The following is a 22,660-nucleotide window of genomic DNA, read 5'->3' as shown; positions in this document are numbered from 1 at the left end:
TCGGATCGTGGAGAAATCGAGTTATGGGGTTTGATCAGATTCGTCAGCGCCGTTTGTCTGACGATATTGTCGAGCAGCTTGAGGGCATGATCCTCGAGGGCACGCTGAAGGCTGGAGAGCGCTTGCCGGCCGAGCGCGCGTTGGCCGAACAATTTGGCGTGTCCCGCCCTTCGTTGCGTGAAGCCATTCAGAAGCTGACCGCCAAGGGGTTGCTGGTCAGTCGCCAGGGCGGTGGCAACTATGTGGTGGAATCACTGGGGACCACCTTCAGTGATCCCTTGTTGCAGCTGCTGGAAAGCAACCCCGAGGCGCAGCGCGATCTGCTCGAGTTTCGCCATACGCTGGAAGCGTCCTGTGCCTACTACGCGGCGTTGCGCGCCACTGATGTGGATCGCGAGCGGCTGACCGCGGCATTCAACAAGTTGCAGGACTGCTATTCGCGTCACGAAGAGGTGAGTCGTGCCGAAGAGGGGGCGGCGGACGCAAGCTTTCACCTGGCGATCGCCGAGGCCAGCCACAATGCCGTGCTGCTGCATACCATCCGCGGGCTGTTCGACTTGCTCAAGCGCAACGTGGTGACCAACATCGGTGGCATGTACAAGCAGCGCACTGAAACCCGCGACATGCTGATCACGCAGCATCGGGAGTTGTACCAGGCGATTATCGAAGGGCGGGCGGAGCAGGCACGGGAAGTTTCCAGCCGGCACATTCTGTATGTGCAGGAGGTGCTGGAAGAGGTGCGTCAGGAAGTGCAGCGCGTGGCCCGGGCGGAGCGGCGCAAGGGGATGTAGTCAGTCGGATTTGTATGGCTTGTGGGATTGCTTTCGCGGGCAAGCCCGCTCCCACAGGGTTTCAGGGTTGCCGCAAAAACTATTGGCAGCCACAGACCTTGTGGGGGCGGCGGTGCGGCGATCCGACTTGCCCGCGAAGGGGGCCTCAAGGCGAAGGAGTTACTCTTCCTTGCCCTTGTTGCGCACCGCACGCTGCAACTCGCGACCTGCGTCGCGTTCGCGCTCGGTATCACGCTTGTCGTATTCCTTCTTGCCCTTGCCCAGGGCGATCTCGCACTTGACCATGTGCTTGCTCCAGTACCAGGACAGGCACACGCAGGCGTAACCCTTTTGCTGCACCGCAGCGGACAGCTTGTCCAGCTCGCGACGGTTGAGCAGCAGCTTGCGGCTGCGCACCGGATCGGCGATGACGTGGGTGCTGGCGGTCGTCAGGGGCGTGATGTGACTGCCGAGCAGCCAGGCTTCGCCATCCTTGAGCAGGACATAACTGTCCACCAGTTGCAGCTTGCTTGCCCGCAGACTTTTTACTTCCCAGCCGGCCAGGACCAGACCAGCCTCGAACTTGTGCTCGATGAAGTAATCGTGTCGCGCCTTTTTATTTTGCGCGATGGTCCCTGTTGGGTGTTTCTTCTGTTTAGCCATAGGGGCGGCATTATAGGGAGTTACAACAGAGTCGGCTACGGGGTTGCTACGTGCTTGAGCAGGTTGATTGAATCCCGGACAATGCGGCCTCTTTTTTTGAACGCTTGGGCGTGATAACGATGTCGACAGACAAGGTTTCTGTCCACGGCAGTTGGGCTAGCCGCTGGGTCTTCATACTCGCCGCGACCGGTTCGGCCGTGGGGCTGGGTAGTATCTGGAAATTCCCGTACATGGTCGGCGTCTATGGCGGCGGTGCCTTCGTGCTGATGTTCCTGGCCTGTATCGCGCTGATCGGCGTGCCGGTCATGCTGGCCGAAACGCTGATCGGCCGGCGTGCACGGCAGAGTCCGGCCAATGCCTTGAAGGTGCTGGCGGTCGAGGCGGGGCACTCGGGCAAATGGTCCTGGGGTGCATTTGCCGGAATGATCACGGCGTTGCTGATCCTGTCGTTCTACAGTGTGGTGGGTGGCTGGTCGCTGGATTACATCATCGACATGGGGCGTGGCGACTTTCAGGGTGTGACGGCGGATCAGGTGGGCGCTTACTTCGGCAATGTCATTGCCGATCCCTGGCGCCTGACACTTTGGCACACGATTTTCATGCTGCTGTCAGCGGTGGTGATCGCAAAGGGCGTGGTCGCCGGGCTTGAGCGCAGTTTGCGCATCATGATGCCGTTGTTGTTCGTGATGGTCCTGGTGCTGCTGGGCTACAGCATGACCACCGGTCATTTCATGGAGGGCGTGCATTTCATGTTCGACTTCCACCCGGAAAAGGTCCTGGACGGCTTGTTGCCCGCGATGGGGCATGCGTTCTTTTCCCTGAGCGTGGGCGTCGGCTCGATCATGATCTATGGCGCCTACATGCCGAAGAGCTCGTCGATATCGGGGACTGTCGTTGGTGTGGCGCTGCTCGACACCTTCGTTTCCCTGGTGGCCGGCCTGGCATTGTTTCCGATTGTTTTCGCGGCGGGCCTGAACCCGAGCGAAGGGCCGGGGCTTATGTTCGTCAGCCTGCCGTTTGCCTTCGGCAACGTGGCGTTCGGGCAATTGATGGGGGTGGTGTTTTTCGTGCTGGTGGCGGTCGCTGCCTGGAGCTCGGCGATTTCCCTGCTTGAGCCGATGGTGGCCTACCTGGTCGAGCGCACTAAAGTGAGTCGTGCCTGGGTTACCTTCTGGCTGGCTTTCAGCTGCTGGTTCGTCGGTCTGGGCACGGTGTTCTCCTTCAATATCTGGAAGGAGGCCAAGTTCTTCGTGAACGAAGGTGGGATGTTCCACCTCTACCAATGGGGAGCAACCGGTGGTCTCGACTTCTTTGGCGTGATCGATTTCTTCACCTCGCGACTCATGTTGCCGCTTGGCGGTTTGTGTTTCGTGGTGTTTGCGGGCTGGATCATGGGGCGTGAAGCGGTGCGCGACGAGTTGTCGATCCGTAACCCTGCGCTGTTTGGTCTGTCCTTGTTCTTGATGCGCTATGTGGCGCCCATCGGCATCCTCGTAGTGTTTGCCGCCCAGCTGTGGAAGTGACGCTGACATGACGACACACATTTCGCGTTCGGCCTTGCTGCCGTACCCGGCACAAGCGCTGTATGACCTGGTCAACGACGTCGCGCGCTACCCGGAGTTTCTGCCGTGGTGCTCGTCGGCCGAAGTCCTGGAGAGCTCACCCGAGCATATGCGGGCGAGCGTCGGCGTGGCGAAGGGCGGCCTCAGCCAGCATTTCGTCACGCGCAACACCCTGGTTCCTGGGCAGTCGATCGAAATGAACCTCGAAGAGGGTCCTTTCACCCAATTGCATGGCATCTGGGTATTCAAGGCGTTGACCGACAAGGCCTGCAAGATCAGCCTTGATCTGTCGTTCGATTACGCCGGGCCACTGGTTCGTGCCACCTTGGGGCCGCTGTTCAATCAGGCCGCCAACACCCTGATGGATGCGTTCTGCCAGCGCGCCAAGCAGATACATGGTTGAGGTCATGATTGAAATCGAAGTGGTCTACGCGGCGGTAGACCGTCAGGTGCTGCTGACAGTGGCTGTGCCTGTCGGAACGTCCGTGCGTGCGGCCTTGCTCAGGTCGACCGTGGCTGAAGAGTTTCCGGAACTGGATCTGACCCATTGCCCTGTGGGGATCTTCGGCAAGGTGGTAGCTGACCCGGAGAGTCGGGCAGTCCAGGCCGGGGATCGTATCGAGATTTACCGCCCGTTGCTGGCCGACCCGAAAGAGGTGCGCCGACTGCGCGCGGCAAAAGCTGCCGAGGCCAAGACCCGGAATCAGTGAGTGGCTTGAACGCCAGACAATAAAAAGCCCGGGCATGCCGGGCTTTTTATTGCGTCGCAAATTATTGCGGCGAGGTGTCCAGTGGTTGCGGCGTCGGGACCGGAACGGTTTCTACGCCGTCGACGTCCTTCTGGATCTGGTCCAGCAACGAACCTGGCTTGACCGGCTTTTCCGGTTTTGGCTTCTCGACGTTTTCTGTCGGGGCAGCCACTGTCGTGCCGCTGTCCTTGCCGAGAATGGCTTCGTCACGGCTCACGCCTGGCATGAAATCACCAGAGAGGCTGACAAGCTGATCATTTGGGTTGAAGATAACGCTGATGCGTTCCTGTTGGCGTTCACCGCCACCCGGTTGCAGGCTGTACAGATAATCCCAGCGATCGGCATGGAACGTGTCAGTCAGCAGAGGGTTGCCCATGATAAACCGTACTTGCTTACGGGTCATTCCCGGGCGTAACTGGTCTATCATGTCCTGCGTGACGACATTGCCCTGCTGGATGTCGATTTTGTAAACCCCGGGGAATGAACAACCGGCGAGTGCGAGCAGTCCCACAAAGGTGAAACTGGTTAGCAAGAGCTTGGTGTTTTGCATCGGTGGGCGACTTCCACTATCTTGGCTGGGACAACGTAAACGCCGATCATACCCGCATTAAGAGAAGCTGCGAAGCAGCATCGCGAGAAAGCTGACCATGGTTGAAAATAGCGAACTACGCAAAGCCGGCCTCAAAGTGACCCTGCCAAGGGTCAAAATTCTGCAAATGCTCGATTCCGCCGAGCAACGCCACATGAGTGCCGAGGATGTCTACAAGGCCCTTATGGAGGCTGGTGAGGACGTCGGTCTGGCCACGGTTTACCGTGTTCTGACCCAGTTCGAGGCAGCTGGCCTTGTGGTGCGGCACAACTTCGACGGAGGCCACGCGGTCTTCGAACTGGACGACGGAAAGCATCACGACCATATGGTCAACGTCGAAACCAGCGAAGTGATCGAATTCTTCGACGAAGAAATCGAGCGGCTTCAGAAAGCAATCGTCGACAAGTATGGCTTCGAGATGGTTGATCACAATCTGGTGCTGTACGTGCGCAAGAAAAAGTAAGCATGTCGCGCGAGCCTCCGTTCGCGAAACGAGCGAAGGCGACCCCAGGGTCGCCTTCGTGCTTTCTGGCGTTACTCAAGCTTTGGCGGCAACCACCATTTTTTTCGCGTGAGCCAGTGACTCCTTGGTGAGATCGATGCCGCCCAGCATTCGCGCGACCTCTTCGACGCGCTCGTTTTTGCTCAATTTGGAAACCGCCGTGCGGGTGGCATCTTCGCCGCGCACTTTATGCACAAATAGATGCTGGTGACCTTGCGCTGCCACTTGCGGCAAGTGGGTCACGGTCAGCACCTGCCCGCGCTCGCCGAGCCTGCGCAGCAACTGGCCGACGATTTCTGCGGTCGGGCCGCCAATGCCGACGTCGACTTCGTCGAACACCAGGGTCGGTACACGGGAGGTCTGTGCGGTGATCACCTGAATCGCCAGGCTGATCCGCGACAGTTCGCCGCCGGACGCCACTTTCGCCAGGGCCTTCAGCGGCTGGCCGGGGTTGGCGCTGACCAGCAGTTCTACCTGTTCGAGCCCGTTTGGCAGCAGTTCGTTGCCGCTGTTCGGGCGCAGTTCAATGGTGAAGCGGCCGCCGGGCATGCCCAGTCGCTGGATTTCCTGCTCCACGGCGCTGGCCAGGCTGTTCGAGGCTTGATGCCTTAGATCGCTCAGTTCCCGGGCCTTTTCCTGATAGTGCCGGGCATAGGACGACAGCTCATCGCTCAGGCGCTCGATGGATTCGTCGTTGGCGTTCAGGGTCTCGATTTCATCCAGCAGTTTCTGCTGCATCTCGGCCACTTCAGTCGGCTGGATGCGGTGTTTGCGCGCCAGGGTGTAGATCGCATCGAGGCGTTCTTCGAGGTATTGAAGGCGCGATGGATCGGCATCGAAATTGTCGAGGAAACGGTTCAGTTCACCCACGGCCTCTTCAACCTGGATCTGTGCGCTGGTCAGCAAACTGCTGGCTTCGCCCAGGGCGCCGATCGAGCTGTTCACGCTCGACAGGCGGTTGAGGCTGGCGGTGAGGGCGTTGAGGACATTCCCGGAATCACTTTCGCTGCATTGTTCGACGACTTGCCGGCAAATGCCCAGCAGGGTTTCGGCGTTGGTCAGGTTCTTGTGTTCCTGTTCCAGCTGCTCCAGCTCATTGTCGCCGAGTCCAAGGTTTTCCAGCTCTTCGAGCTGGTAGCTGAGCAGCTGATGGCGGGCGCGTTGCTCGTCGCCGGAATTGGAGAGCCGCTCCAGTTCCTGGCGGGTCTGGCGCCAGCGTTGGGCGGCCAGTTGAACCTGGCGGGCCAGATCCGTCGCGCCGGCATATTCATCGAGCAGGCGACGGTGGGTATCGGTCTTGAGCAGGGATTGGTGTTCGTGCTGGCTGTGAATGTCGATCAGCAGCTCGCCCAGCGCCTTGAGATCGCCAAGCGGGCAGGGCGTGCCGTTGATGTAGCCGCGCGAGCGACCTTCGGATGTGATCACCCGGCGCAGGATGCACGGGCCGTCGTTTTCGAGGTCGCGTTCGGCCAGCCAGGCGCTGGCTTCCGGAATGTCGGCCAGATCGAAGGTGGCCAGGATATCGGCCTTGTCGGCGCCGGGGCGGACCACGCCGCTGTCGGCGCGATCGCCGAGGGTCAGGCCCAGCGCGTCGAGCATGATCGACTTGCCCGCGCCGGTTTCCCCGGTGATCACGCTCATCCCGCGATCGAGTTCGAGATCGAGATGTTCAACGATGGCGTAGTTGTGTACGGACAGGTGCACCAGCATATGGGCCGCTCCCAGGTGTTAGGTCTGGTTATTTATACAGTGTTTTGTTTCTGGCTGACAATGCCCCTCGTTAGCTCGATTCGCTTGGTCCCACGAAACCCTTATCGCGAGCTGGCATGACAATGCGATTGTTTTTTGTAGGGTTAATCATTGGCGCCCCTTGAAGCCGGATTTTGCGGCCCCATATAGCTGGGCAGAAGCGCGAGTTGAGCTCGCGGACGATATTGAAAGGAGAAATCTATGGCTGACGAACAGACAGTGGATACGCAAAACCCAGACGCCAACCAGGCGCCCGAGGCTTCGGGTGAAGACCTGGCGGCTCGTGTACAAGTGCTCGAAGAGCAACTGGCAGGCGCTCAGGATCAGGCTTTGCGTGTAGCCGCCGATCTGCAGAACGTCCGCCGTCGCGCCGAGCAGGATGTGGAGAAGGCTCACAAGTTCGCGCTGGAAAAATTCGCCAGCGACCTGCTGCCGATCGTCGACAGCCTGGAACGCGGCCTGGAGCTGTCCAGCCCGGACGACGAAAGCATCCGTCCGATGCGCGAAGGCATCGAGCTGACCCTGAAAATGTTCCACGACACCCTCAAGCGTTATCAGCTTGAAGCGATCGACCCGCATGGCGAACCGTTCAACGCCGTTCACCATCAGGCGATGGCCATGCAGGAAAGCGCCGATGTCGAGCCGAACAGTGTTCTGAAGGTGTTCCAGAAGGGCTATCAGCTCAATGGTCGCCTGCTGCGCCCGGCGATGGTCGTGGTCAGCAAGGCGCCTGCGCCGGTTTCGCCTTCGATTGACGAGCAGGCTTGAAATCCGCCGCAAGGCCCCCATTTATAAGTCAAGCGTTTAAGTGCTACCGCAGTTAGCCACCACTGCTGCGGCAACCAAATCCAAAGTTTCGGGAGAGTGAACATGGGCAAAATTATCGGTATCGACCTGGGGACTACCAACTCCTGCGTCTCCGTGCTGGAAAACGGCAAGGCAAAAGTTATTGAAAACGCTGAAGGCGCGCGTACCACGCCGTCGATCATCGCTTACGCCAACGACGGCGAAATTCTGGTTGGCCAGTCGGCCAAGCGTCAGGCTGTGACCAATCCGCACAACACCCTGTATGCGGTGAAGCGTCTGATCGGTCGTCGTTTCGACGAAGAAGTCGTGCAGAAAGACATCCAGATGGTCCCGTACAAGATCGTCAAGGCTGAGAACAGCGACGCCTGGGTTGAAGTGAACGGCCAGAAAATGGCACCGCCACAAATCTCGGCTGAAATCCTGAAGAAAATGAAGAAGACCGCCGAAGACTACCTCGGCGAGACCGTGACTGAAGCGGTGATCACCGTTCCGGCCTACTTCAACGACAGCCAGCGTCAGGCGACCAAGGACGCCGGCCGCATCGCCGGTCTGGACGTAAAACGTATCATCAACGAACCGACCGCCGCTGCTCTGGCTTACGGTATGGACAAGGCGAAGGGCGATCACACCGTGATCGTTTACGACCTGGGCGGCGGTACTTTCGACGTTTCCGTGATCGAGATCGCTGAAGTCGATGGCGAGCACCAGTTTGAAGTACTGGCCACCAACGGTGACACGTTCCTGGGCGGTGAAGACTTTGACATTCGTCTGATCGACTACCTCGTCGACGAATTCAAGAAAGAAAGCGGCATGAACCTCAAGGGTGACCCGCTGGCCATGCAGCGCCTGAAAGAAGCCGCTGAAAAAGCCAAGATCGAACTGTCCTCGAGCCAGTCGACCGACGTGAACCTGCCGTACATCACTGCAGACGCCACCGGTCCGAAGCACCTGAACGTGAAGATCTCCCGCGCCAAGCTCGAAGCATTGGTGGAAGACCTGGTTCAGCGCACCATCGAGCCTTGCCGCATCGCAATGAAAGATGCCGGTATCGACGTTGGCGCGATCAACGACGTGATCCTGGTGGGCGGTCAGACCCGTATGCCACTGGTTCAGAAGCTGGTCACCGAGTTCTTCGGCAAAGAAGCGCGTAAAGACGTCAACCCGGACGAAGCGGTTGCCATGGGTGCTGCCATCCAGGGCGCGGTACTGGCCGGTGACGTGAAAGACGTTCTGCTGCTCGACGTCAGCCCGCTGACCCTGGGTATCGAAACCATGGGTGGCGTGATGACTGCGCTGATCGAGAAAAACACCACGATTCCTACCAAGAAATCGCAAGTGTTCTCGACTGCCGACGACAACCAGGGCGCCGTGACCATTCACGTGCTGCAGGGCGAGCGTAAGCAAGCTGCTCAGAACAAGTCCCTGGGCAAGTTCGACCTGGCCGACATTCCACCGGCTCCACGTGGTGTGCCACAGATCGAAGTAACCTTCGACATCGACGCCAACGGCATCCTGCACGTAGGTGCGAAGGATAAGGCTACCGGCAAGACTCAGTCGATCGTGATCAAGGCCAACTCCGGTCTGTCCGACGAGGAAATCGAGCGCATGGTGCGTGATGCCGAGGCGAACGCCGAGGAAGACCGCAAGTTCGAAGAGCTGGCTGCTGCCCGTAACCAGGGCGACGCACTGGTTCACTCGACGCGCAAAATGGTGACCGATGCCGGCGATAAAGTGACTGCCGAAGAGAAGACTGCAATCGAAGCTGCCGTAGTTGCCCTGGAAGCCGCCGTCAAAGGTGACGACAAGGCCGCTATCGACGCCAAGGTTGAAGAGCTGTCGAAAGTCTCCGCTCCGGTGGCGCAGAAGATGTACGCCGAACAGGCTCAGCCTGCTGAAGGCGCTGCACCGCAGGGCGAATCGGCTGAGAAGGCTGACGACGTTGTCGATGCCGAGTTCGAAGAAGTCAAAGACCACAAGTAAGTTGTTGGTCGGCCGGTTGACTGCCTTTAGGCGGTGACTGGTAGGATGTCGCCGCGCGGGAGCTTGCTCCCGCGTTGGCGTATCTGGAATACGCGAATTTTTACAGCATGCGACAGCGTTCGCGTGCTGGCGGTATGGCCGGAAATGCTCCTGCTTTTCGAGCTGAAAGTACCGCATCGAATCAAAGACCAGGATCGTTGAATTGACGTGAGTTGGGTCCGGGCCTGTATTGGGGCTCAACGAGTTCGGCAAACTCAGGAGGGTTTTGCCGGACGTCCTCAAGAGTGCAAAGACTTATGGCAAAGCGTGACTATTACGAAGTATTGGGTGTTGAGCGTGGTTCAAGCGAAGCGGACCTGAAAAAGGCTTACCGTCGCCTGGCGATGAAGCACCACCCGGACCGTAATCCCGATGACAAGGCGTCGGAAGAGATGTTCAAGGAGGCCAACGAGGCCTACGAAGTGCTTTCCGATTCCAGCAAGCGCGCGGCGTACGACCAGTACGGCCATGCCGGTGTCGACCCGAGCATGGGCGGCGGCGGTGCCGGTTTCGGTGGCCAGAACTTCTCCGACATTTTTGGCGATGTCTTCAGTGACTTCTTCGGTGGCGGTCGCGGCGGTTCCCGTGGCGGCGCTCAGCGCGGCAGTGACTTGCGCTACACCCTGGAACTGGACCTGGAAGAAGCGGTACGCGGCACGACCGTGAATATCCGCGTTCCGACGCTGGTCAATTGCAAGCCGTGCGATGGCTCCGGTGCCAAGAAAGGTTCTTCGCCGGTGACTTGCCCGACGTGCGGCGGTATCGGCCAGGTGCGCATGCAGCAAGGCTTCTTCTCGGTACAGCAGACCTGCCCGCGCTGCCATGGCCAGGGCAAGATCATTTCCGATCCGTGCGATTCCTGTCACGGCGAAGGTCGCGTCGAAGAGTACAAGACCCTGTCGGTGAAAGTGCCGGCCGGCGTCGATACTGGTGACCGCATTCGTCTGTCCGGCGAAGGCGAGGCGGGTGCCCAGGGTGGCCCGACCGGCGACCTGTACGTGGTGATCAACGTGCGCGAGCATTCGATCTTCCAGCGTGATGGCAAGCACCTGTTCTGCGAAGTGCCGATCAGTTTCGTCGATGCGGCGCTGGGTGGCGAGCTGGAGATTCCGACCCTTGATGGCCGGGTCAAGTTGAAGATCCCCGAGGGGACCCAGACCGGCAAGCAGTTCCGTGTGCGTGGCAAGGGTGTCGCGCCTGTGCGTGGCGGTGGTGCGGGCGACTTGATGTGCCGTGTGGCGGTCGAGACGCCGGTCAATCTGAGCCGTCGCCAGCGTGAAATGCTCGAGGAATTCCGCAGTTCGCTGGCGGACGACAACAGCCATTCGCCGAAAACCACCGGCTGGTTCGAAGGCGTGAAACGCTTCTTCGGCGATTTGTAAGGAGACAGGCATGCGACGTATTGCAGTGATGGGCGCCGCCGGGCGCATGGGCAAGACCCTGATTGAAGCGGTGCAACAGGCGCCAGGCGCCGGGTTGACGGCGGCTGTGGATCGTCCTGACAGCACGCTGGTCGGTGCGGATGCCGGTGAACTGGCGGCTATCGGTCGCATCGGCGTGCCGCTGTCCGGCGATCTGGACCGGGTGGTCGACGAGTTTGACGTGCTGATCGACTTCACGCACCCGACGGTGACCCTGAAGAACCTGGCTTTCTGCCGTAAACACGGCAAGGCCATGATCATTGGGACCACTGGCTTCAGTGTTGAAGAAAAGCAGTTGCTGGCGGAAGCGGGCAAGGACATCCCGATTGTCTTCGCGGCCAACTTCAGTGTCGGGGTCAACCTGTGCCTGAAGCTGCTCGACACGGCCGCTCGCGTTTTGGGTGACGATGTCGATATCGAAATCACCGAGGCTCACCATCGGCATAAAGTCGACGCGCCGTCCGGCACTGCCGTGCGTATGGGCGAGGTGATTGCCGATGCGTTGGGTCGTGACCTGAAGAAAGTGGCGGTGTATGGCCGTGAAGGTCAGACCGGTGCGCGTGATCGTGAAACCATCGGTTTCGCCACTGTACGTGCCGGCGACATCGTCGGTGATCACACCGTGCTGTTCGCCGCCGACGGCGAGCGTGTCGAGATCACCCACAAGGCGTCCAGTCGCATGACCTTTGCCAAGGGCGCGGTACGTGCTGCATTGTGGCTGGACGGGCGCGAGCCTGGCCTATACGACATGCAAGACGTGCTCGATCTGCGTTAAGATGCACCCGAAATCGGGCTCGCGCACAGCGTTTGAGCCCGGTTTTGTTCCGCCAAGCGACGTCCTGTCGCATTCTCCAGCCTTTAAGGCTCATTGGCGGTAGACCAAAAAGGCCTTTTTCTGTAAGCTACAGCTTTAGTGTGTCCACTAAAAGCGCGCAGAATAATTCAGTGAAGAAGCGGGGTGACGTGTCCATACGTCACTCCGCTTTTTTACAACCTGCGATCGCCCTTTCAGGCTTTATTTACGGGAGGTCTTCTTGACTAAGCCAGCCATACTCGCCCTTGCTGATGGCAGCATTTTTCGCGGCGAAGCCATTGGAGCCGACGGTCAGACCGTTGGTGAGGTGGTGTTCAACACCGCAATGACCGGCTATCAGGAAATCCTTACCGATCCTTCCTACGCCCAACAGATTGTTACCCTGACTTATCCGCACATCGGCAACACCGGCACCACGCCGGAAGACGCCGAGTCGAACCGCGTCTGGTCCGCTGGCCTGGTCATCCGTGACCTGCCACTGGTGGCGAGCAACTGGCGTAACACGATGTCCCTGTCCGACTACCTGAAGGCCAACAATGTTGTGGCCATCGCCGGTATCGACACCCGCCGCCTGACGCGCATCCTGCGTGAAAAAGGCGCGCAGAACGGCTGCATCATGGCCGGTGACAATATTTCCGAGGAAGCCGCCATCGCCGCCGCCCAGGGTTTTCCTGGCCTGAAAGGTATGGATCTGGCGAAGGTTGTCAGCACCAAGGACAGCTACGAATGGCGTTCGACTGTCTGGGATCTGAAAACCGACAGCCACGCGACCATCGACGCTTCCGAACTGCCGTACCACGTGGTTGCCTACGACTACGGCGTCAAGGTGAACATCCTGCGCATGCTGGTCGAGCGCGGTTGCCGCGTGACCGTTGTGCCGGCGCAAACCCCGGCTGCCGATGTGCTGGCGCTGAAGCCGGACGGCGTGTTCCTGTCCAACGGCCCTGGTGATCCGGAGCCATGCGACTACGCGATCCAGGCGATCAAGGACGTGCTGGAAACCGAGATCCCGGTCTTCGGTATCTGCCTCGGTCACCAACTGCTGGCCCTGGCCTCCGGTGCCAAGACCCTGAAAATGGGTCACGGTCACCACGGTGCCAACCACCCGGTCCAGGACCTGGACACCGGTGTGGTGATGATCACCAGCCAGAACCACGGTTTTGCGGTAGACGAAGCGACCCTGCCGGCCAACGTTCGTGCGATCCACAAATCGCTGTTCGACGGCACCCTGCAAGGGATCGAGCGTACCGACAAGAGCGCCTTCAGCTTCCAGGGTCACCCGGAAGCCAGCCCTGGCCCGAACGACGTAGCGCCATTGTTCGATCGCTTCATCAACGAGATGGCCAAGCGACGCTGATCGCTCGCCTTGATGTAGCAAAGCTTGAGGGTGGCCCCGCACCGGCGGCCCCCTCAAGGCTTCAGAGATTGAACAAGACGGCTTGCCGACTGACCTGCGGATTTGAGTGACAAACCCATGCCAAAACGTACAGACATTAAAAGCATCCTGATTCTCGGCGCTGGCCCGATCGTGATCGGCCAGGCCTGCGAATTCGACTACTCCGGCGCCCAGGCCTGCAAAGCCCTGCGCGAGGAGGGTTACCGCGTCATCCTGGTGAACTCCAACCCGGCCACCATCATGACCGACCCGGCCATGGCCGACGCCACCTACATCGAGCCGATCAAGTGGCAGACCGTTGCCAAGATCATCGAGAAAGAACGTCCGGACGCGCTGCTGCCGACCATGGGGGGCCAGACCGCCCTGAACTGTGCCCTGGACCTGGAGCGCGAAGGCGTTCTGGAGAAGTTCGGCGTAGAGATGATCGGTGCCAATGCCGACACCATCGACAAAGCTGAAGACCGTTCGCGTTTCGACAAGGCGATGAAGTCCATCGGCCTGGCGTGCCCGCGTTCCGGTATCGCTCACAGCATGGAAGAGGCCAACGCGGTCCTCGAGAAGCTCGGCTTCCCGTGCATCATCCGTCCGTCCTTCACCATGGGCGGCACCGGTGGCGGTATCGCTTACAACCGTGAAGAGTTCGAAGAAATCTGCGCCCGTGGTCTGGATCTGTCGCCGACCAAAGAGCTGCTGATCGACGAATCGCTGATCGGCTGGAAAGAGTACGAGATGGAGGTTGTCCGCGATAAGAAGGACAACTGCATCATCGTCTGCTCCATCGAAAACTTCGATCCGATGGGCGTGCACACCGGTGACTCGATCACCGTGGCTCCGGCACAGACCCTGACCGACAAGGAATACCAGATCCTGCGTAACGCCTCCCTGGCGGTGCTGCGCGAGATCGGCGTGGAAACCGGTGGTTCCAACGTTCAGTTCGGTATCTGCCCGAACACTGGCCGCATGGTCGTGATCGAGATGAACCCGCGCGTATCCCGTTCCTCGGCGCTGGCTTCGAAAGCCACCGGCTTCCCGATCGCCAAGGTCGCGGCCAAGCTGGCCGTGGGCTACACCCTCGACGAGCTGTCGAACGACATCACCGGTGGCAAGACCCCGGCGTCCTTCGAGCCGTCCATCGACTACGTCGTGACCAAGCTGCCACGTTTCGCCTTCGAGAAGTTCTCCAAGGCTGACGCGCGCCTGACCACGCAAATGAAGTCGGTCGGTGAAGTCATGGCCATCGGCCGTACCTTCCAGGAATCCCTGCAGAAAGCCCTGCGCGGCCTGGAAGTCGGTGTTTGCGGCCTGGACGAGAAGGTTGACCTGAGCAACCCGGAAAGCATGAGCGTGCTCAAGCGCGAGCTGACCGTGCCGGGCGCCGAGCGTATCTGGTACGTGGCGGACGCCATGCGCGCCGGCATGACCGTTGAAGACATCTTCGGCATGACCATGATCGATCCTTGGTTCCTGGTGCAGATGGAAGACCTGATCAAGGACGAAGAGAAGGTCAAGACCCTGGGTCTGACCAGCATCGACCGTGACCTGATGTTCCGCCTCAAGCGCAAGGGCTTCTCCGATATGCGCCTGGCCAAGCTGCTGGGTGTGACCGAGAAGAGCCTGCGTGCTCACCGTCACAAGCTGGAAATCTTCCCGGTCTACAAGCGCGTCGACACCTGCGCTGCCGAGTTCGCCACCGATACCGCTTACCTGTACTCGACGTACGAGGAAGAGTGCGAAGCCGCTCCATCGGGTCGCGACAAGATCATGATCCTGGGTGGTGGTCCGAACCGTATCGGCCAGGGCATCGAGTTCGACTACTGCTGCGTACACGCGGCACTGGCCCTGCGCGATGACGGTTACGAGACCATCATGGTCAACTGCAACCCGGAAACCGTTTCCACCGACTACGACACCTCCGATCGCCTGTACTTCGAGCCAGTGACCCTGGAAGACGTGCTGGAAATCGTTCGCGTCGAGAAGCCGAAAGGCGTGATCGTCCAGTACGGCGGCCAGACCCCGCTGAAACTGGCCCGCGCCCTGGAAGCTGCCGGCGTGCCGATCATCGGCACCAGCCCTGACGCCATCGACCGTGCCGAAGACCGTGAGCGCTTCCAGCAAATGGTCCAGCGCCTGAACCTGCGTCAGCCGCCAAACGCCACCGTGCGCAGCGAAGATGAAGCCATTCGTGCCGCCGCCAAGATCGGTTACCCGCTGGTAGTGCGCCCGTCCTACGTACTGGGCGGTCGTGCGATGGAAATCGTCTACGAAGAAGAAGAACTCAAGCGCTACCTGCGCGAAGCGGTTCAAGTGTCCAACGACAGCCCGGTGCTGCTGGACCACTTCCTCAACTGCGCCATCGAGATGGACGTTGATGCGGTCTGCGACGGCAAAGACGTGGTAATCGGCGCGATCATGCAGCACATCGAGCAGGCCGGTGTTCACTCCGGTGACTCCGCGTGCTCGCTGCCGCCGTACTCGCTGCCGGCGCACATCCAGGACGAGATGCGCGAACAGGTCAAGAAAATGGCCCTGGAGCTGGGCGTGGTCGGCCTGATGAACGTGCAGCTGGCGCTGCAAGGCGAAGACATCTACGTCATCGAAGTCAACCCGCGTGCTTCCCGTACCGTACCGTTCGTGTCCAAGTGCATCGGTGTTTCCCTGGCGATGATCGCAGCACGCGTGATGGCCGGTAAAACCCTGAAAGAGCTGGGTTTCACCAAGGAAATCATCCCGAACTTCTACAGCGTGAAAGAGGCGGTGTTCCCGTTCGCCAAATTCCCTGGCGTTGACCCGATCCTCGGCCCAGAGATGAAGTCGACCGGTGAAGTGATGGGGGTGGGCGACACCTTCGGTGAAGCGTTCGCCAAGGCCCAGATGGGTGCCAGCGAAGTGTTGCCGACCGGCGGTACTGCGTTCATCAGCGTACGTGACGACGACAAGCCGCTGGTTGCGGGCGTGGCCCGTGATCTGATCAACTTGGGCTTCGAAGTGGTTGCCACTGCCGGGACTGCCAAGCTGATCGAGGCCGCAGGCCTGAAAGTGCGCCGTGTGAACAAGGTGACCGAGGGTCGTCCGCACGTGGTCGACATGATCAAGAATGACGAAGTCACGTTGATCATCAACACCACCGAAGGTCGTCAGTCGATCGCTGATTCGTACTCCATTCGTCGTAATGCCCTGCAGCACAAGATTTACTGCACCACCACCATTGCTGCTGGCGAAGCCATCTGCGAAGCGCTGAAGTTCGGTCCCGAGAAGACCGTACGCCGCTTGCAGGATCTACACGCAGGATTGAAGGCATGAGCATAACGAAGTACCCAATGACCGTTCAGGGCGCTCGCGCCCTGGAAGAAGAGCACACTCACCTGACCAAGGTCGTTCGTCCGAAGCTCAGCCAGGACATCGGTACGGCCCGCGAGTTGGGTGACTTGAAGGAAAACGCCGAATACCACGCTGCCCGCGAGCAGCAGGGTATGGTCGAGGCGCGGATCCGTGACATCGAAGGCCGCATGCAGAACGCGGTGATCATTGATGTGACGACCATTCCTCACACCGGCAAGGTGATTTTCGGCACCACCGTCGAAATCGCCAACGTCGAAACCGATGAAAGCGTGACTTACCAGATCGTTGGTGAGGACGAGGCTGACATCAAGCTCGGCAAGATTTCCGTCGGTTCGCCGATCGCTCGCGCCTTGATTGCCAAGGAAGAGGGTGATGTGGTCGCTGTGAAAACGCCTGGCGGTGTTATCGAGTACGAGATTGTCGAAGTTCGCCACGTCTGAAGGCCGGCGCCCGTTTCGTGCGGGCGCCATGCTTTGGCAACTGACCCAGATGTTGTGGGTCGGTGGCTTGTGGCTGTTACAAGTTGGTCTGTTGCCGGTGCTGGGCCGAATTGGCCTGGCACCGCTGCTGATCGACGAAATTGCAGGCACGCTCAATGCGTTGGTAGTGGGATTCGCTACGGCGTGTTTGATTTTTCAGGCTTTGGTGCTGATTAAGGCCGAGGGCCTTGTCAGTCTATGGCGGGATATACGCGGGCAACTGCTGTTGATGGCACTGTGTGCGTGCGCGATGTACTTCGTGGTGCGCTTCGGTTGGCCGGATGCGCTGCGTTGGCAGGCGTTCAGCTATCTTGTTCTGGGCTTTTCCGGGTTGGTGCTGGTGTTGCAGCCGGTGCCGGGATGGAGTGGCAGGGTGCGCCAGGCACACCCTTGACCCTTGCCATCACTTGAAGCGATGGACGTTCGACAGCTGCTTGTTGACGCTGAAGTTCTTGCGGTAGATCAGCGCCATCTTGCCGATGACCTGAACCAGATCCGCTTTGCCGACCTTGCAGAGCTCTGCAATGGACGCCAGGCGCGATTCGCGATCGAGGATGTTGAGCTTGATCTTGATCAGCTCGTGATCCGCCAAAGCGCGTTCGAGTTCGGCTAACACACCTTCAGTCAAACCATTGTCTGCCACAATCAAAACCGGTTTCAGATGGTGGCCAATGGATTTGTACTGTTTCTTCTGCTCTTGAGTGAGCGGCATAATCTGACCCCTGCGTCTGATCTTGTAAAAAGCGGCGGCCAGTTTACCCGAGCGAGTCCGGGACCGCCCAGTTAATCACGACCCGTTTTAATTCCGAGGTATCCCGTGGCCCGTTCCAAGACAAGCCTTAAGTGGCTGCAAGAACATTTCAACGACCCATTCGTCAAAATGGCACAGAAAGACGGGTACCGTTCCCGCGCCAGCTACAAACTGCTGGAGATCCAGGAAAAGGACCGTTTGATCCGCCCTGGCATGAGCGTAATCGACCTGGGTGCGGCTCCGGGTGGCTGGTCGCAGGTGACCAGTCGTCTGATTGGCGGGCAGGGCACACTGATCGCTTCTGACATTCTTGAAATGGACAGCATCCCCGACGTCACCTTCATCCAGGGCGACTTTACCGAGGATGCCGTGCTGGCCCAGATCCTCGACGCCGTCGGAAATAAAGAAGTAGACCTTGTGATTTCCGACATGGCCCCCAATATGAGTGGATTGCCGGCCGTTGATATGCCGCGTGCGATGTTCCTGTGCGAACTGGCACTGGATCTGTCGACGCGGGTGCTCAAGCCCGGTGGTGATTTTTTGATCAAGATCTTCCAGGGTGAAGGTTTCGACGAATTCCACAAGAGCGTTCGCCAGCAGTTCGAGAAGGTGCAGATGCGCAAGCCGACCTCGTCGCGCGACCGTTCTCGCGAGCAGTACCTGCTGGGTCGCGGTTTCCGCGGTCGCAGTGAGGAATGAGTGAATTTTCGATCAGGGTGATAGGATTTTTGTATTACGCCTTGTCAGAATTAGCGAATATTGTGTAGGAAGTGTTTCACAAAGGGTTACAGACGGCGCCTGCCAAGTTGTAGGTAATGTAGTAAGTTAGGCCGGTGAATATCATGCGAAGCGCGCGCCAGTAGCGGAGCTTGCTTCAGAGGGTAGTTAATTGAACGATATGGCAAAGAATCTGATCCTGTGGTTGATCATCGCGGCTGTCCTGGTGACGGTGATGAACAACTTCTCCAGCCCTAACGAGCCGCAGACCCTCAACTATTCCGACTTCATCCAGCAGGTCAAGGATGGCAAGGTCGAACGCGTGGCGGTTGATGGCTACGTGATTACCGGCAAGCGCAACGATGGCGACAGCTTCAAGACCATTCGCCCGGCGATCCAGGACAACGGCCTGATCGGCGACCTGGTGGACAACCACGTCGTGGTCGAGGGCAAGCAGCCTGAGCAGCAAAGCATCTGGACCCAACTCCTGGTCGCCAGCTTCCCGATCCTGGTGATCATCGCCGTGTTCATGTTCTTCATGCGGCAGATGCAGGGCGGTGCCGGTGGCAAGGGTGGGCCGATGAGCTTTGGCAAGAGCAAGGCACGCCTGCTCTCCGAGGATCAGGTGAAAACTACTCTGGCTGACGTTGCCGGTTGCGACGAAGCCAAGGAAGAAGTCGGTGAGCTGGTCGAGTTCCTGCGTGATCCGGGCAAGTTCCAGCGCCTGGGTGGCCGCATTCCTCGCGGTGTGCTGATGGTCGGTCCTCCGGGTACCGGTAAAACCCTGCTGGCCAAGGCTATCGCCGGCGAAGCCAAAGTACCTTTCTTCACCATTTCCGGCTCCGACTTCGTCGAGATGTTCGTCGGTGTGGGTGCCAGCCGTGTTCGCGACATGTTCGAACAGGCCAAGAAACACGCTCCATGCATCATCTTCATCGACGAAATCGATGCGGTCGGTCGCCATCGTGGCGCTGGCATGGGTGGTGGTCACGACGAACGCGAGCAGACGCTCAACCAGTTGCTGGTCGAGATGGACGGCTTCGAAATGAATGACGGCATCATCGTCATTGCCGCGACCAACCGTCCTGACGTGCTGGACCCTGCGTTGCTGCGTCCAGGCCGTTTCGACCGTCAGGTTGTGGTCGGTCTGCCGGACATTCGTGGCCGCGAACAGATTCTCAAGGTTCACATGCGCAAAGTGCCAATGGGTGACGACGTTGCTCCGGCCGTGATCGCTCGTGGTACTCCAGGCTTCTCCGGTGCCGATCTGGCCAACCTGGTGAACGAGGCGTCGTTGTTCGCTGCCCGTGCCGGCAAACGCATCGTCGAAATGAAAGAATTCGAACTGGCGAAAGACAAGATCATGATGGGCGCTGAGCGCAAGTCCATGGTCATGTCCGAGAAAGAAAAGCAGAACACGGCTTATCACGAAGCGGGCCACGCCATTGTGGGGCGCGTCGTGCCTGAGCACGATCCGGTGTACAAGGTGTCGATCATCCCGCGCGGTCGCGCGTTGGGTGTCACCATGTTCCTGCCGGAAGAGGATCGTTACAGCCTGTCCAAGCGTGCATTGATCAGCCAGATCTGCTCGTTGTATGGCGGTCGTATCGCTGAAGAAATGACCCTGGGCTTCGATGGCGTGACCACCGGTGCTTCCAACGACATCATGCGTGCCAGCCAGATTGCGCGGAACATGGTGACCAAGTGGGGGCTTTCGGAAAAGCTCGGTCCGTTGATGTATGCCGAAGAAGAGGGTGAAGTGTTCCTCGGTCGCGGCGGTGGCGGTCAAAGTGCAAGCTTCTCCGGTGAGACAGCCAAGCTGATCGACTCCGAGGTGCGCAGCATCATCGATCAGTGCTACGGCACGGCGAAGCAGATCCTCACCGACAACCGTGACAAGCTCGATGCCATGGCTGATGCCTTGATGAAGTACGAAACCATCGATGCCGAGCAGATCGACGACATCATGGCGGGGCGTACGCCTCGCGAGCCGCGTGACTGGTCGGGTGGCACGGGTACTTCCGGCACCCCGCCGGTGGTACAGGATGAGCGTCCCGAAACACCGATCGGCGGTCCTGCTGCTGACGTATAAGGTTTGAAATGACTTCTGTTCAGTCCTCGACCCGGTTGCCTTGCGGCAACCGGGTTCTTGATTTGGCCCAGACGCATGTCATGGGTATCCTCAATGTCACTCCAGATTCGTTCTCCGATGGTGGCCAATACAGCCAGCTCGACGCGGCCATGCGCCACGCCGAAGCCATGGTGGCGGCCGGCGCGACGCTGATCGATGTCGGTGGCGAATCCACCCGTCCTGGTGCCAGGGCGGTGTCGCCGTTGGAGGAGCTGGAGCGCGTAGCGCCGATTGTCGAGCGCATTGCTCGCGAGCTGGACGTCATCATCTCGGTCGACACCTCGACGCCAGCCGTCATGCGTGAAACTGCGCGTCTGGGGGCCGGATTGATCAATGACGTACGTTCGTTGCGTCGCGATGGTGCACTGGATGCCGCAGCGGCCACCGGTCTGCCGGTTTGTCTGATGCATATGCTGGGCGAGCCAGGCGATATGCAGGACAATCCGCAGTATCAGAACGTTACAAGGGAAGTCGGTGAGTTTCTCGCCGAGCGCATGGTTCAGTGTTCGTTGGTGGGTATTCCAGCGGAGCGGATCATTCTTGACCCCGGCTTTGGTTTCGCCAAGACCTTGCAGCACAATCTGAGCTTGTTCAAACATATGGAAGCCCTGCATGCCCTGGGGCGGCCCCTGTTGGTCGGGGTTTCGCGAAAGAGCATGATTGGCCAGGCATTGAATCGTCCGGTGGGAGACCGGCTGTATGGTGGTTTGGCGCTCGCGGCGCTGGCTTCGGCGAAAGGTGCGCGTATATTGCGCGTCCATGATGTAGCCGAAACAGTGGATGTGGTGCGGATGATCGCCGCAGTGGAATCAGCCGAATAAGAATGATGGAGCACTTATGAGCAAAAAATATTTTGGTACCGATGGTATTCGTGGGCGTGTCGGTGAATACCCGATTACTCCTGATTTCATGCTCAAGCTCGGCTGGGCTGCCGGCATGGCGTTCCGCAAGATGGGCGCCTGCAAGGTATTGGTAGGCAAGGACACCCGGATCTCCGGCTACATGTTCGAGTCTGCACTTGAGGCGGGGCTCACTTCCGCGGGTGCCGATGTGATGCTCCTGGGTCCAATGCCGACCCCGGCGATTGCCTACCTGACGCGCACCTTTCATGCCGAGGCCGGCATCGTGATCAGTGCGTCGCACAATCCGCATGATGACAATGGCATCAAGTTCTTCTCCGGCAAAGGCACCAAGCTTCCGGATGAGGTTGAGCTGATGATTGAAGAATTGCTCGATACGCCAATGACCGTGGTGGAGTCGAGCAAGATCGGCAAGGTGTCGCGAATCAATGACGCATCGGGACGCTACATCGAGTTCTGCAAGAGCAGTGTGCCCACCGGCACCAGCTTCACCGGCATGAAGATCGTGATCGACTGCGCTCACGGTGCGACTTATAAAGTGGCGCCGAGTGTGTTCCGTGAGCTGGGCGCGGAAGTCGTCGTGCTGTCGGCGCAGCCGAACGGGTTGAACATCAACGACAATTGCGGTTCGACCCACATGGGTCCGCTGCAGGCTGCCGTCGTGGCTGAGCATGCCGATCTGGGTATCGCCTTCGATGGTGACGGCGATCGCGTTCAGATGGTCGACCACACGGGTGCGGTGGTGGATGGTGACGAATTGCTGTTCATCATTGCCCGTGACCTGCATGAGCGCAACAAGCTGCAGGGCGGCGTGGTCGGAACCTTGATGAGTAACCTGGGGCTGGAGCTGGCCCTGGCTGATCTGGGTATTCCATTCGTGCGTGCCAATGTCGGTGACCGCTACGTCATTGCCGAGCTGCTGGAGCGCAACTGGATCGTGGGTGGTGAAAATTCCGGGCACATCGTGTGCTTCAGCCACACCACTACGGGTGATGCAATTATTGCGGCGCTGCAGGTGTTGATGGCGCTGAGCAGGCGTGACGAAGGCCTGGCGCAATCCCGACAGGCGCTGCGCAAGTGCCCTCAGGTGTTGATCAATGTGCGTTTCGGCGGCGGCGCAAGCCCTCTCGATCATCCATCGGTCAAGGAAGCCAGCGAGCGTGTGACCAAGGCCATGGCAGGGCGTGGGCGTGTGCTGTTGCGCAAGTCCGGAACCGAGCCGCTGGTGCGTGTGATGGTCGAAGGCGAAGACGAAACCCTGGTTCGCGGCTACGCCGAAGAGCTGGCAAAACTGGTTACTGAAGTTTCTGCCTGAATTCGGCTTGCCAGCCTTGATTGTGTT

21 protein-coding genes are annotated in these 22,660 nt (G+C 59.3%); 17 read left to right on the top strand and 4 right to left on the bottom strand.

Annotation, left to right across the window (positions count from 1 at the left end; genetic code table 11):
- Positions 1-23 precede the first annotated feature (23 nt).
- On the top strand, positions 24-791 hold the full coding sequence (locus AB7M25_RS26455; RefSeq protein ID WP_007973145.1) for a GntR family transcriptional regulator: 768 nt from the start codon (positions 24-26) through the stop codon (positions 789-791).
- A gap of 159 nt (positions 792-950) precedes the next feature.
- Here AB7M25_RS26455 and smpB read toward each other — a convergent pair whose 3' ends face one another.
- Positions 951-1,433: an SsrA-binding protein SmpB gene (gene smpB / locus AB7M25_RS26450; RefSeq protein ID WP_104450881.1), complete on the bottom strand. Its 483-nt coding sequence runs from the start codon at positions 1,431-1,433 to the stop codon at positions 951-953.
- A gap of 119 nt (positions 1,434-1,552) precedes the next feature.
- Between smpB and AB7M25_RS26445 the strand changes: the two genes are divergently transcribed.
- Genes AB7M25_RS26445 through AB7M25_RS26435 form a run of 3 tightly spaced genes read left to right on the top strand, consistent with a single transcriptional unit; the run spans position 1,553 to position 3,705 of the window.
- On the top strand, positions 1,553-2,956 hold the full coding sequence (locus tag AB7M25_RS26445) for a sodium-dependent transporter (RefSeq protein ID WP_429384294.1): 1,404 nt from the start codon (positions 1,553-1,555) through the stop codon (positions 2,954-2,956).
- Between the two features lie 7 nt (positions 2,957-2,963).
- Positions 2,964-3,398 (top strand): type II toxin-antitoxin system RatA family toxin, encoded by a 435-nt coding sequence (locus AB7M25_RS26440; protein WP_104450883.1) that lies wholly within the window; start codon positions 2,964-2,966, stop codon positions 3,396-3,398.
- A complete protein-coding gene (locus AB7M25_RS26435; protein ID WP_454238176.1) occupies positions 3,391-3,705 on the top strand; it encodes an RnfH family protein in 315 nt (104 codons plus the stop codon). Before AB7M25_RS26440 ends, AB7M25_RS26435 begins: the two co-directional genes overlap by 8 nt.
- 61 nt (positions 3,706-3,766) lie before the next feature.
- Here AB7M25_RS26435 and AB7M25_RS26430 read toward each other — a convergent pair whose 3' ends face one another.
- Positions 3,767-4,294 (bottom strand): outer membrane protein assembly factor BamE, encoded by a 528-nt coding sequence (locus AB7M25_RS26430; RefSeq protein WP_218482314.1) that lies wholly within the window; start codon positions 4,292-4,294, stop codon positions 3,767-3,769.
- A 97-nt stretch (positions 4,295-4,391) separates the two neighbouring features.
- On the opposite strand from AB7M25_RS26430, the gene fur reads away from it, so the two are divergent.
- Positions 4,392-4,796: a ferric iron uptake transcriptional regulator gene (gene fur, locus AB7M25_RS26425; protein WP_003197684.1), complete on the top strand. Its 405-nt coding sequence runs from the start codon at positions 4,392-4,394 to the stop codon at positions 4,794-4,796.
- 75 nt (positions 4,797-4,871) lie between these two features.
- Here fur and recN read toward each other — a convergent pair whose 3' ends face one another.
- A complete protein-coding gene (gene recN, locus AB7M25_RS26420) occupies positions 4,872-6,545 on the bottom strand; it encodes a DNA repair protein RecN (protein ID WP_429384288.1) in 1,674 nt (557 codons plus the stop codon).
- Positions 6,546-6,785: 240 nt separating this feature from the next.
- On the opposite strand from recN, the gene grpE reads away from it, so the two are divergent.
- From grpE to AB7M25_RS26380, 8 genes are all read left to right on the top strand, one after another.
- Entirely contained in the window at positions 6,786-7,352 is a 567-nt protein-coding gene (gene grpE / locus AB7M25_RS26415) for a nucleotide exchange factor GrpE (RefSeq protein WP_007993584.1), read from the top strand.
- Positions 7,353-7,454: 102 nt separating this feature from the next.
- Positions 7,455-9,371, top strand: a complete 1,917-nt coding sequence (dnaK, locus tag AB7M25_RS26410) for a molecular chaperone DnaK (protein WP_429384285.1) — start codon at positions 7,455-7,457, stop codon at positions 9,369-9,371.
- A gap of 296 nt (positions 9,372-9,667) precedes the next feature.
- Positions 9,668-10,792, top strand: a complete 1,125-nt coding sequence (dnaJ, locus tag AB7M25_RS26405; RefSeq protein ID WP_007973132.1) for a molecular chaperone DnaJ — start codon at positions 9,668-9,670, stop codon at positions 10,790-10,792.
- Between the two features lie 10 nt (positions 10,793-10,802).
- Positions 10,803-11,606, top strand: a complete 804-nt coding sequence (gene dapB / locus AB7M25_RS26400; RefSeq protein ID WP_007973131.1) for a 4-hydroxy-tetrahydrodipicolinate reductase — start codon at positions 10,803-10,805, stop codon at positions 11,604-11,606.
- 259 nt (positions 11,607-11,865) lie between these two features.
- Positions 11,866-13,002 carry a glutamine-hydrolyzing carbamoyl-phosphate synthase small subunit gene (gene carA, locus AB7M25_RS26395; protein ID WP_007973130.1) on the top strand — a complete coding sequence of 379 codons (1,137 nt, stop codon included), beginning with the start codon at positions 11,866-11,868 and terminating at the stop codon, positions 13,000-13,002.
- Positions 13,003-13,119: 117 nt separating this feature from the next.
- Positions 13,120-16,341 (top strand): carbamoyl-phosphate synthase large subunit, encoded by a 3,222-nt coding sequence (carB, locus tag AB7M25_RS26390; protein ID WP_429393939.1) that lies wholly within the window; start codon positions 13,120-13,122, stop codon positions 16,339-16,341.
- A gap of 2 nt (positions 16,342-16,343) precedes the next feature.
- A complete protein-coding gene (gene greA, locus AB7M25_RS26385; protein WP_032829443.1) occupies positions 16,344-16,820 on the top strand; it encodes a transcription elongation factor GreA in 477 nt (158 codons plus the stop codon).
- A gap of 28 nt (positions 16,821-16,848) precedes the next feature.
- Positions 16,849-17,253, top strand: a complete 405-nt coding sequence (locus tag AB7M25_RS26380; RefSeq protein WP_429384431.1) for an MFS transporter — start codon at positions 16,849-16,851, stop codon at positions 17,251-17,253.
- Between the two features lie 9 nt (positions 17,254-17,262).
- Here the strand turns inward: AB7M25_RS26380 and AB7M25_RS26375 are convergent, their stop codons facing one another.
- Positions 17,263-17,571 (bottom strand): YhbY family RNA-binding protein, encoded by a 309-nt coding sequence (locus AB7M25_RS26375; RefSeq protein ID WP_007942889.1) that lies wholly within the window; start codon positions 17,569-17,571, stop codon positions 17,263-17,265.
- A gap of 105 nt (positions 17,572-17,676) precedes the next feature.
- Between AB7M25_RS26375 and rlmE the strand changes: the two genes are divergently transcribed.
- The 4 genes from rlmE (at position 17,677) to glmM (ending at position 22,633) form a co-directional block, all read left to right on the top strand.
- Positions 17,677-18,309, top strand: a complete 633-nt coding sequence (gene rlmE, locus AB7M25_RS26370) for a 23S rRNA (uridine(2552)-2'-O)-methyltransferase RlmE (RefSeq protein ID WP_007988685.1) — start codon at positions 17,677-17,679, stop codon at positions 18,307-18,309.
- A 199-nt stretch (positions 18,310-18,508) separates the two neighbouring features.
- A complete protein-coding gene (ftsH, locus tag AB7M25_RS26365; RefSeq protein ID WP_015093436.1) occupies positions 18,509-20,419 on the top strand; it encodes an ATP-dependent zinc metalloprotease FtsH in 1,911 nt (636 codons plus the stop codon).
- Positions 20,420-20,427: 8 nt separating this feature from the next.
- Entirely contained in the window at positions 20,428-21,279 is an 852-nt protein-coding gene (folP, locus tag AB7M25_RS26360; RefSeq protein WP_102698876.1) for a dihydropteroate synthase, read from the top strand.
- Between the two features lie 16 nt (positions 21,280-21,295).
- Positions 21,296-22,633 carry a phosphoglucosamine mutase gene (gene glmM, locus AB7M25_RS26355; RefSeq protein WP_454238175.1) on the top strand — a complete coding sequence of 446 codons (1,338 nt, stop codon included), beginning with the start codon at positions 21,296-21,298 and terminating at the stop codon, positions 22,631-22,633.
- Positions 22,634-22,660 lie beyond the last annotated feature (27 nt).

This window comes from Pseudomonas sp. AP3_22 TE3818, assembly GCF_053628995.1.
The sequence above is the reverse complement of the archived record's forward strand: the minus strand, read 5'-3'. Positions and strand labels throughout refer to the sequence as shown.

Bases quoted from the DNA above. Each gene is read 5' to 3' on its own strand.
- AB7M25_RS26455 (WP_007973145.1), top strand. From the start codon at position 24: ATGGGGTTTGATCAGATTCGTCAGCGCCGTTTGTCTGACGATATTGTC.
- smpB (WP_104450881.1), bottom strand. From the start codon at position 1,433: ATGGCTAAACAGAAGAAACACCCAACAGGGACCATCGCGCAAAATAAA.
- AB7M25_RS26445 (WP_429384294.1), top strand. From the start codon at position 1,553: ATGTCGACAGACAAGGTTTCTGTCCACGGCAGTTGGGCTAGCCGCTGG.
- AB7M25_RS26440 (WP_104450883.1), top strand. From the start codon at position 2,964: ATGACGACACACATTTCGCGTTCGGCCTTGCTGCCGTACCCGGCACAA.
- AB7M25_RS26435 (WP_454238176.1), top strand. From the start codon at position 3,391: ATGGTTGAGGTCATGATTGAAATCGAAGTGGTCTACGCGGCGGTAGAC.
- AB7M25_RS26430 (WP_218482314.1), bottom strand. From the start codon at position 4,294: ATGCAAAACACCAAGCTCTTGCTAACCAGTTTCACCTTTGTGGGACTG.
- fur (WP_003197684.1), top strand. From the start codon at position 4,392: ATGGTTGAAAATAGCGAACTACGCAAAGCCGGCCTCAAAGTGACCCTG.
- recN (WP_429384288.1), bottom strand. From the start codon at position 6,545: ATGCTGGTGCACCTGTCCGTACACAACTACGCCATCGTTGAACATCTC.
- grpE (WP_007993584.1), top strand. From the start codon at position 6,786: ATGGCTGACGAACAGACAGTGGATACGCAAAACCCAGACGCCAACCAG.
- dnaK (WP_429384285.1), top strand. From the start codon at position 7,455: ATGGGCAAAATTATCGGTATCGACCTGGGGACTACCAACTCCTGCGTC.
- dnaJ (WP_007973132.1), top strand. From the start codon at position 9,668: ATGGCAAAGCGTGACTATTACGAAGTATTGGGTGTTGAGCGTGGTTCA.
- dapB (WP_007973131.1), top strand. From the start codon at position 10,803: ATGCGACGTATTGCAGTGATGGGCGCCGCCGGGCGCATGGGCAAGACC.
- carB (WP_429393939.1), top strand. From the start codon at position 13,120: ATGCCAAAACGTACAGACATTAAAAGCATCCTGATTCTCGGCGCTGGC.
- AB7M25_RS26380 (WP_429384431.1), top strand. From the start codon at position 16,849: ATGCTTTGGCAACTGACCCAGATGTTGTGGGTCGGTGGCTTGTGGCTG.
- AB7M25_RS26375 (WP_007942889.1), bottom strand. From the start codon at position 17,571: ATGCCGCTCACTCAAGAGCAGAAGAAACAGTACAAATCCATTGGCCAC.
- ftsH (WP_015093436.1), top strand. From the start codon at position 18,509: ATGGCAAAGAATCTGATCCTGTGGTTGATCATCGCGGCTGTCCTGGTG.
- folP (WP_102698876.1), top strand. From the start codon at position 20,428: ATGACTTCTGTTCAGTCCTCGACCCGGTTGCCTTGCGGCAACCGGGTT.
- glmM (WP_454238175.1), top strand. From the start codon at position 21,296: ATGAGCAAAAAATATTTTGGTACCGATGGTATTCGTGGGCGTGTCGGT.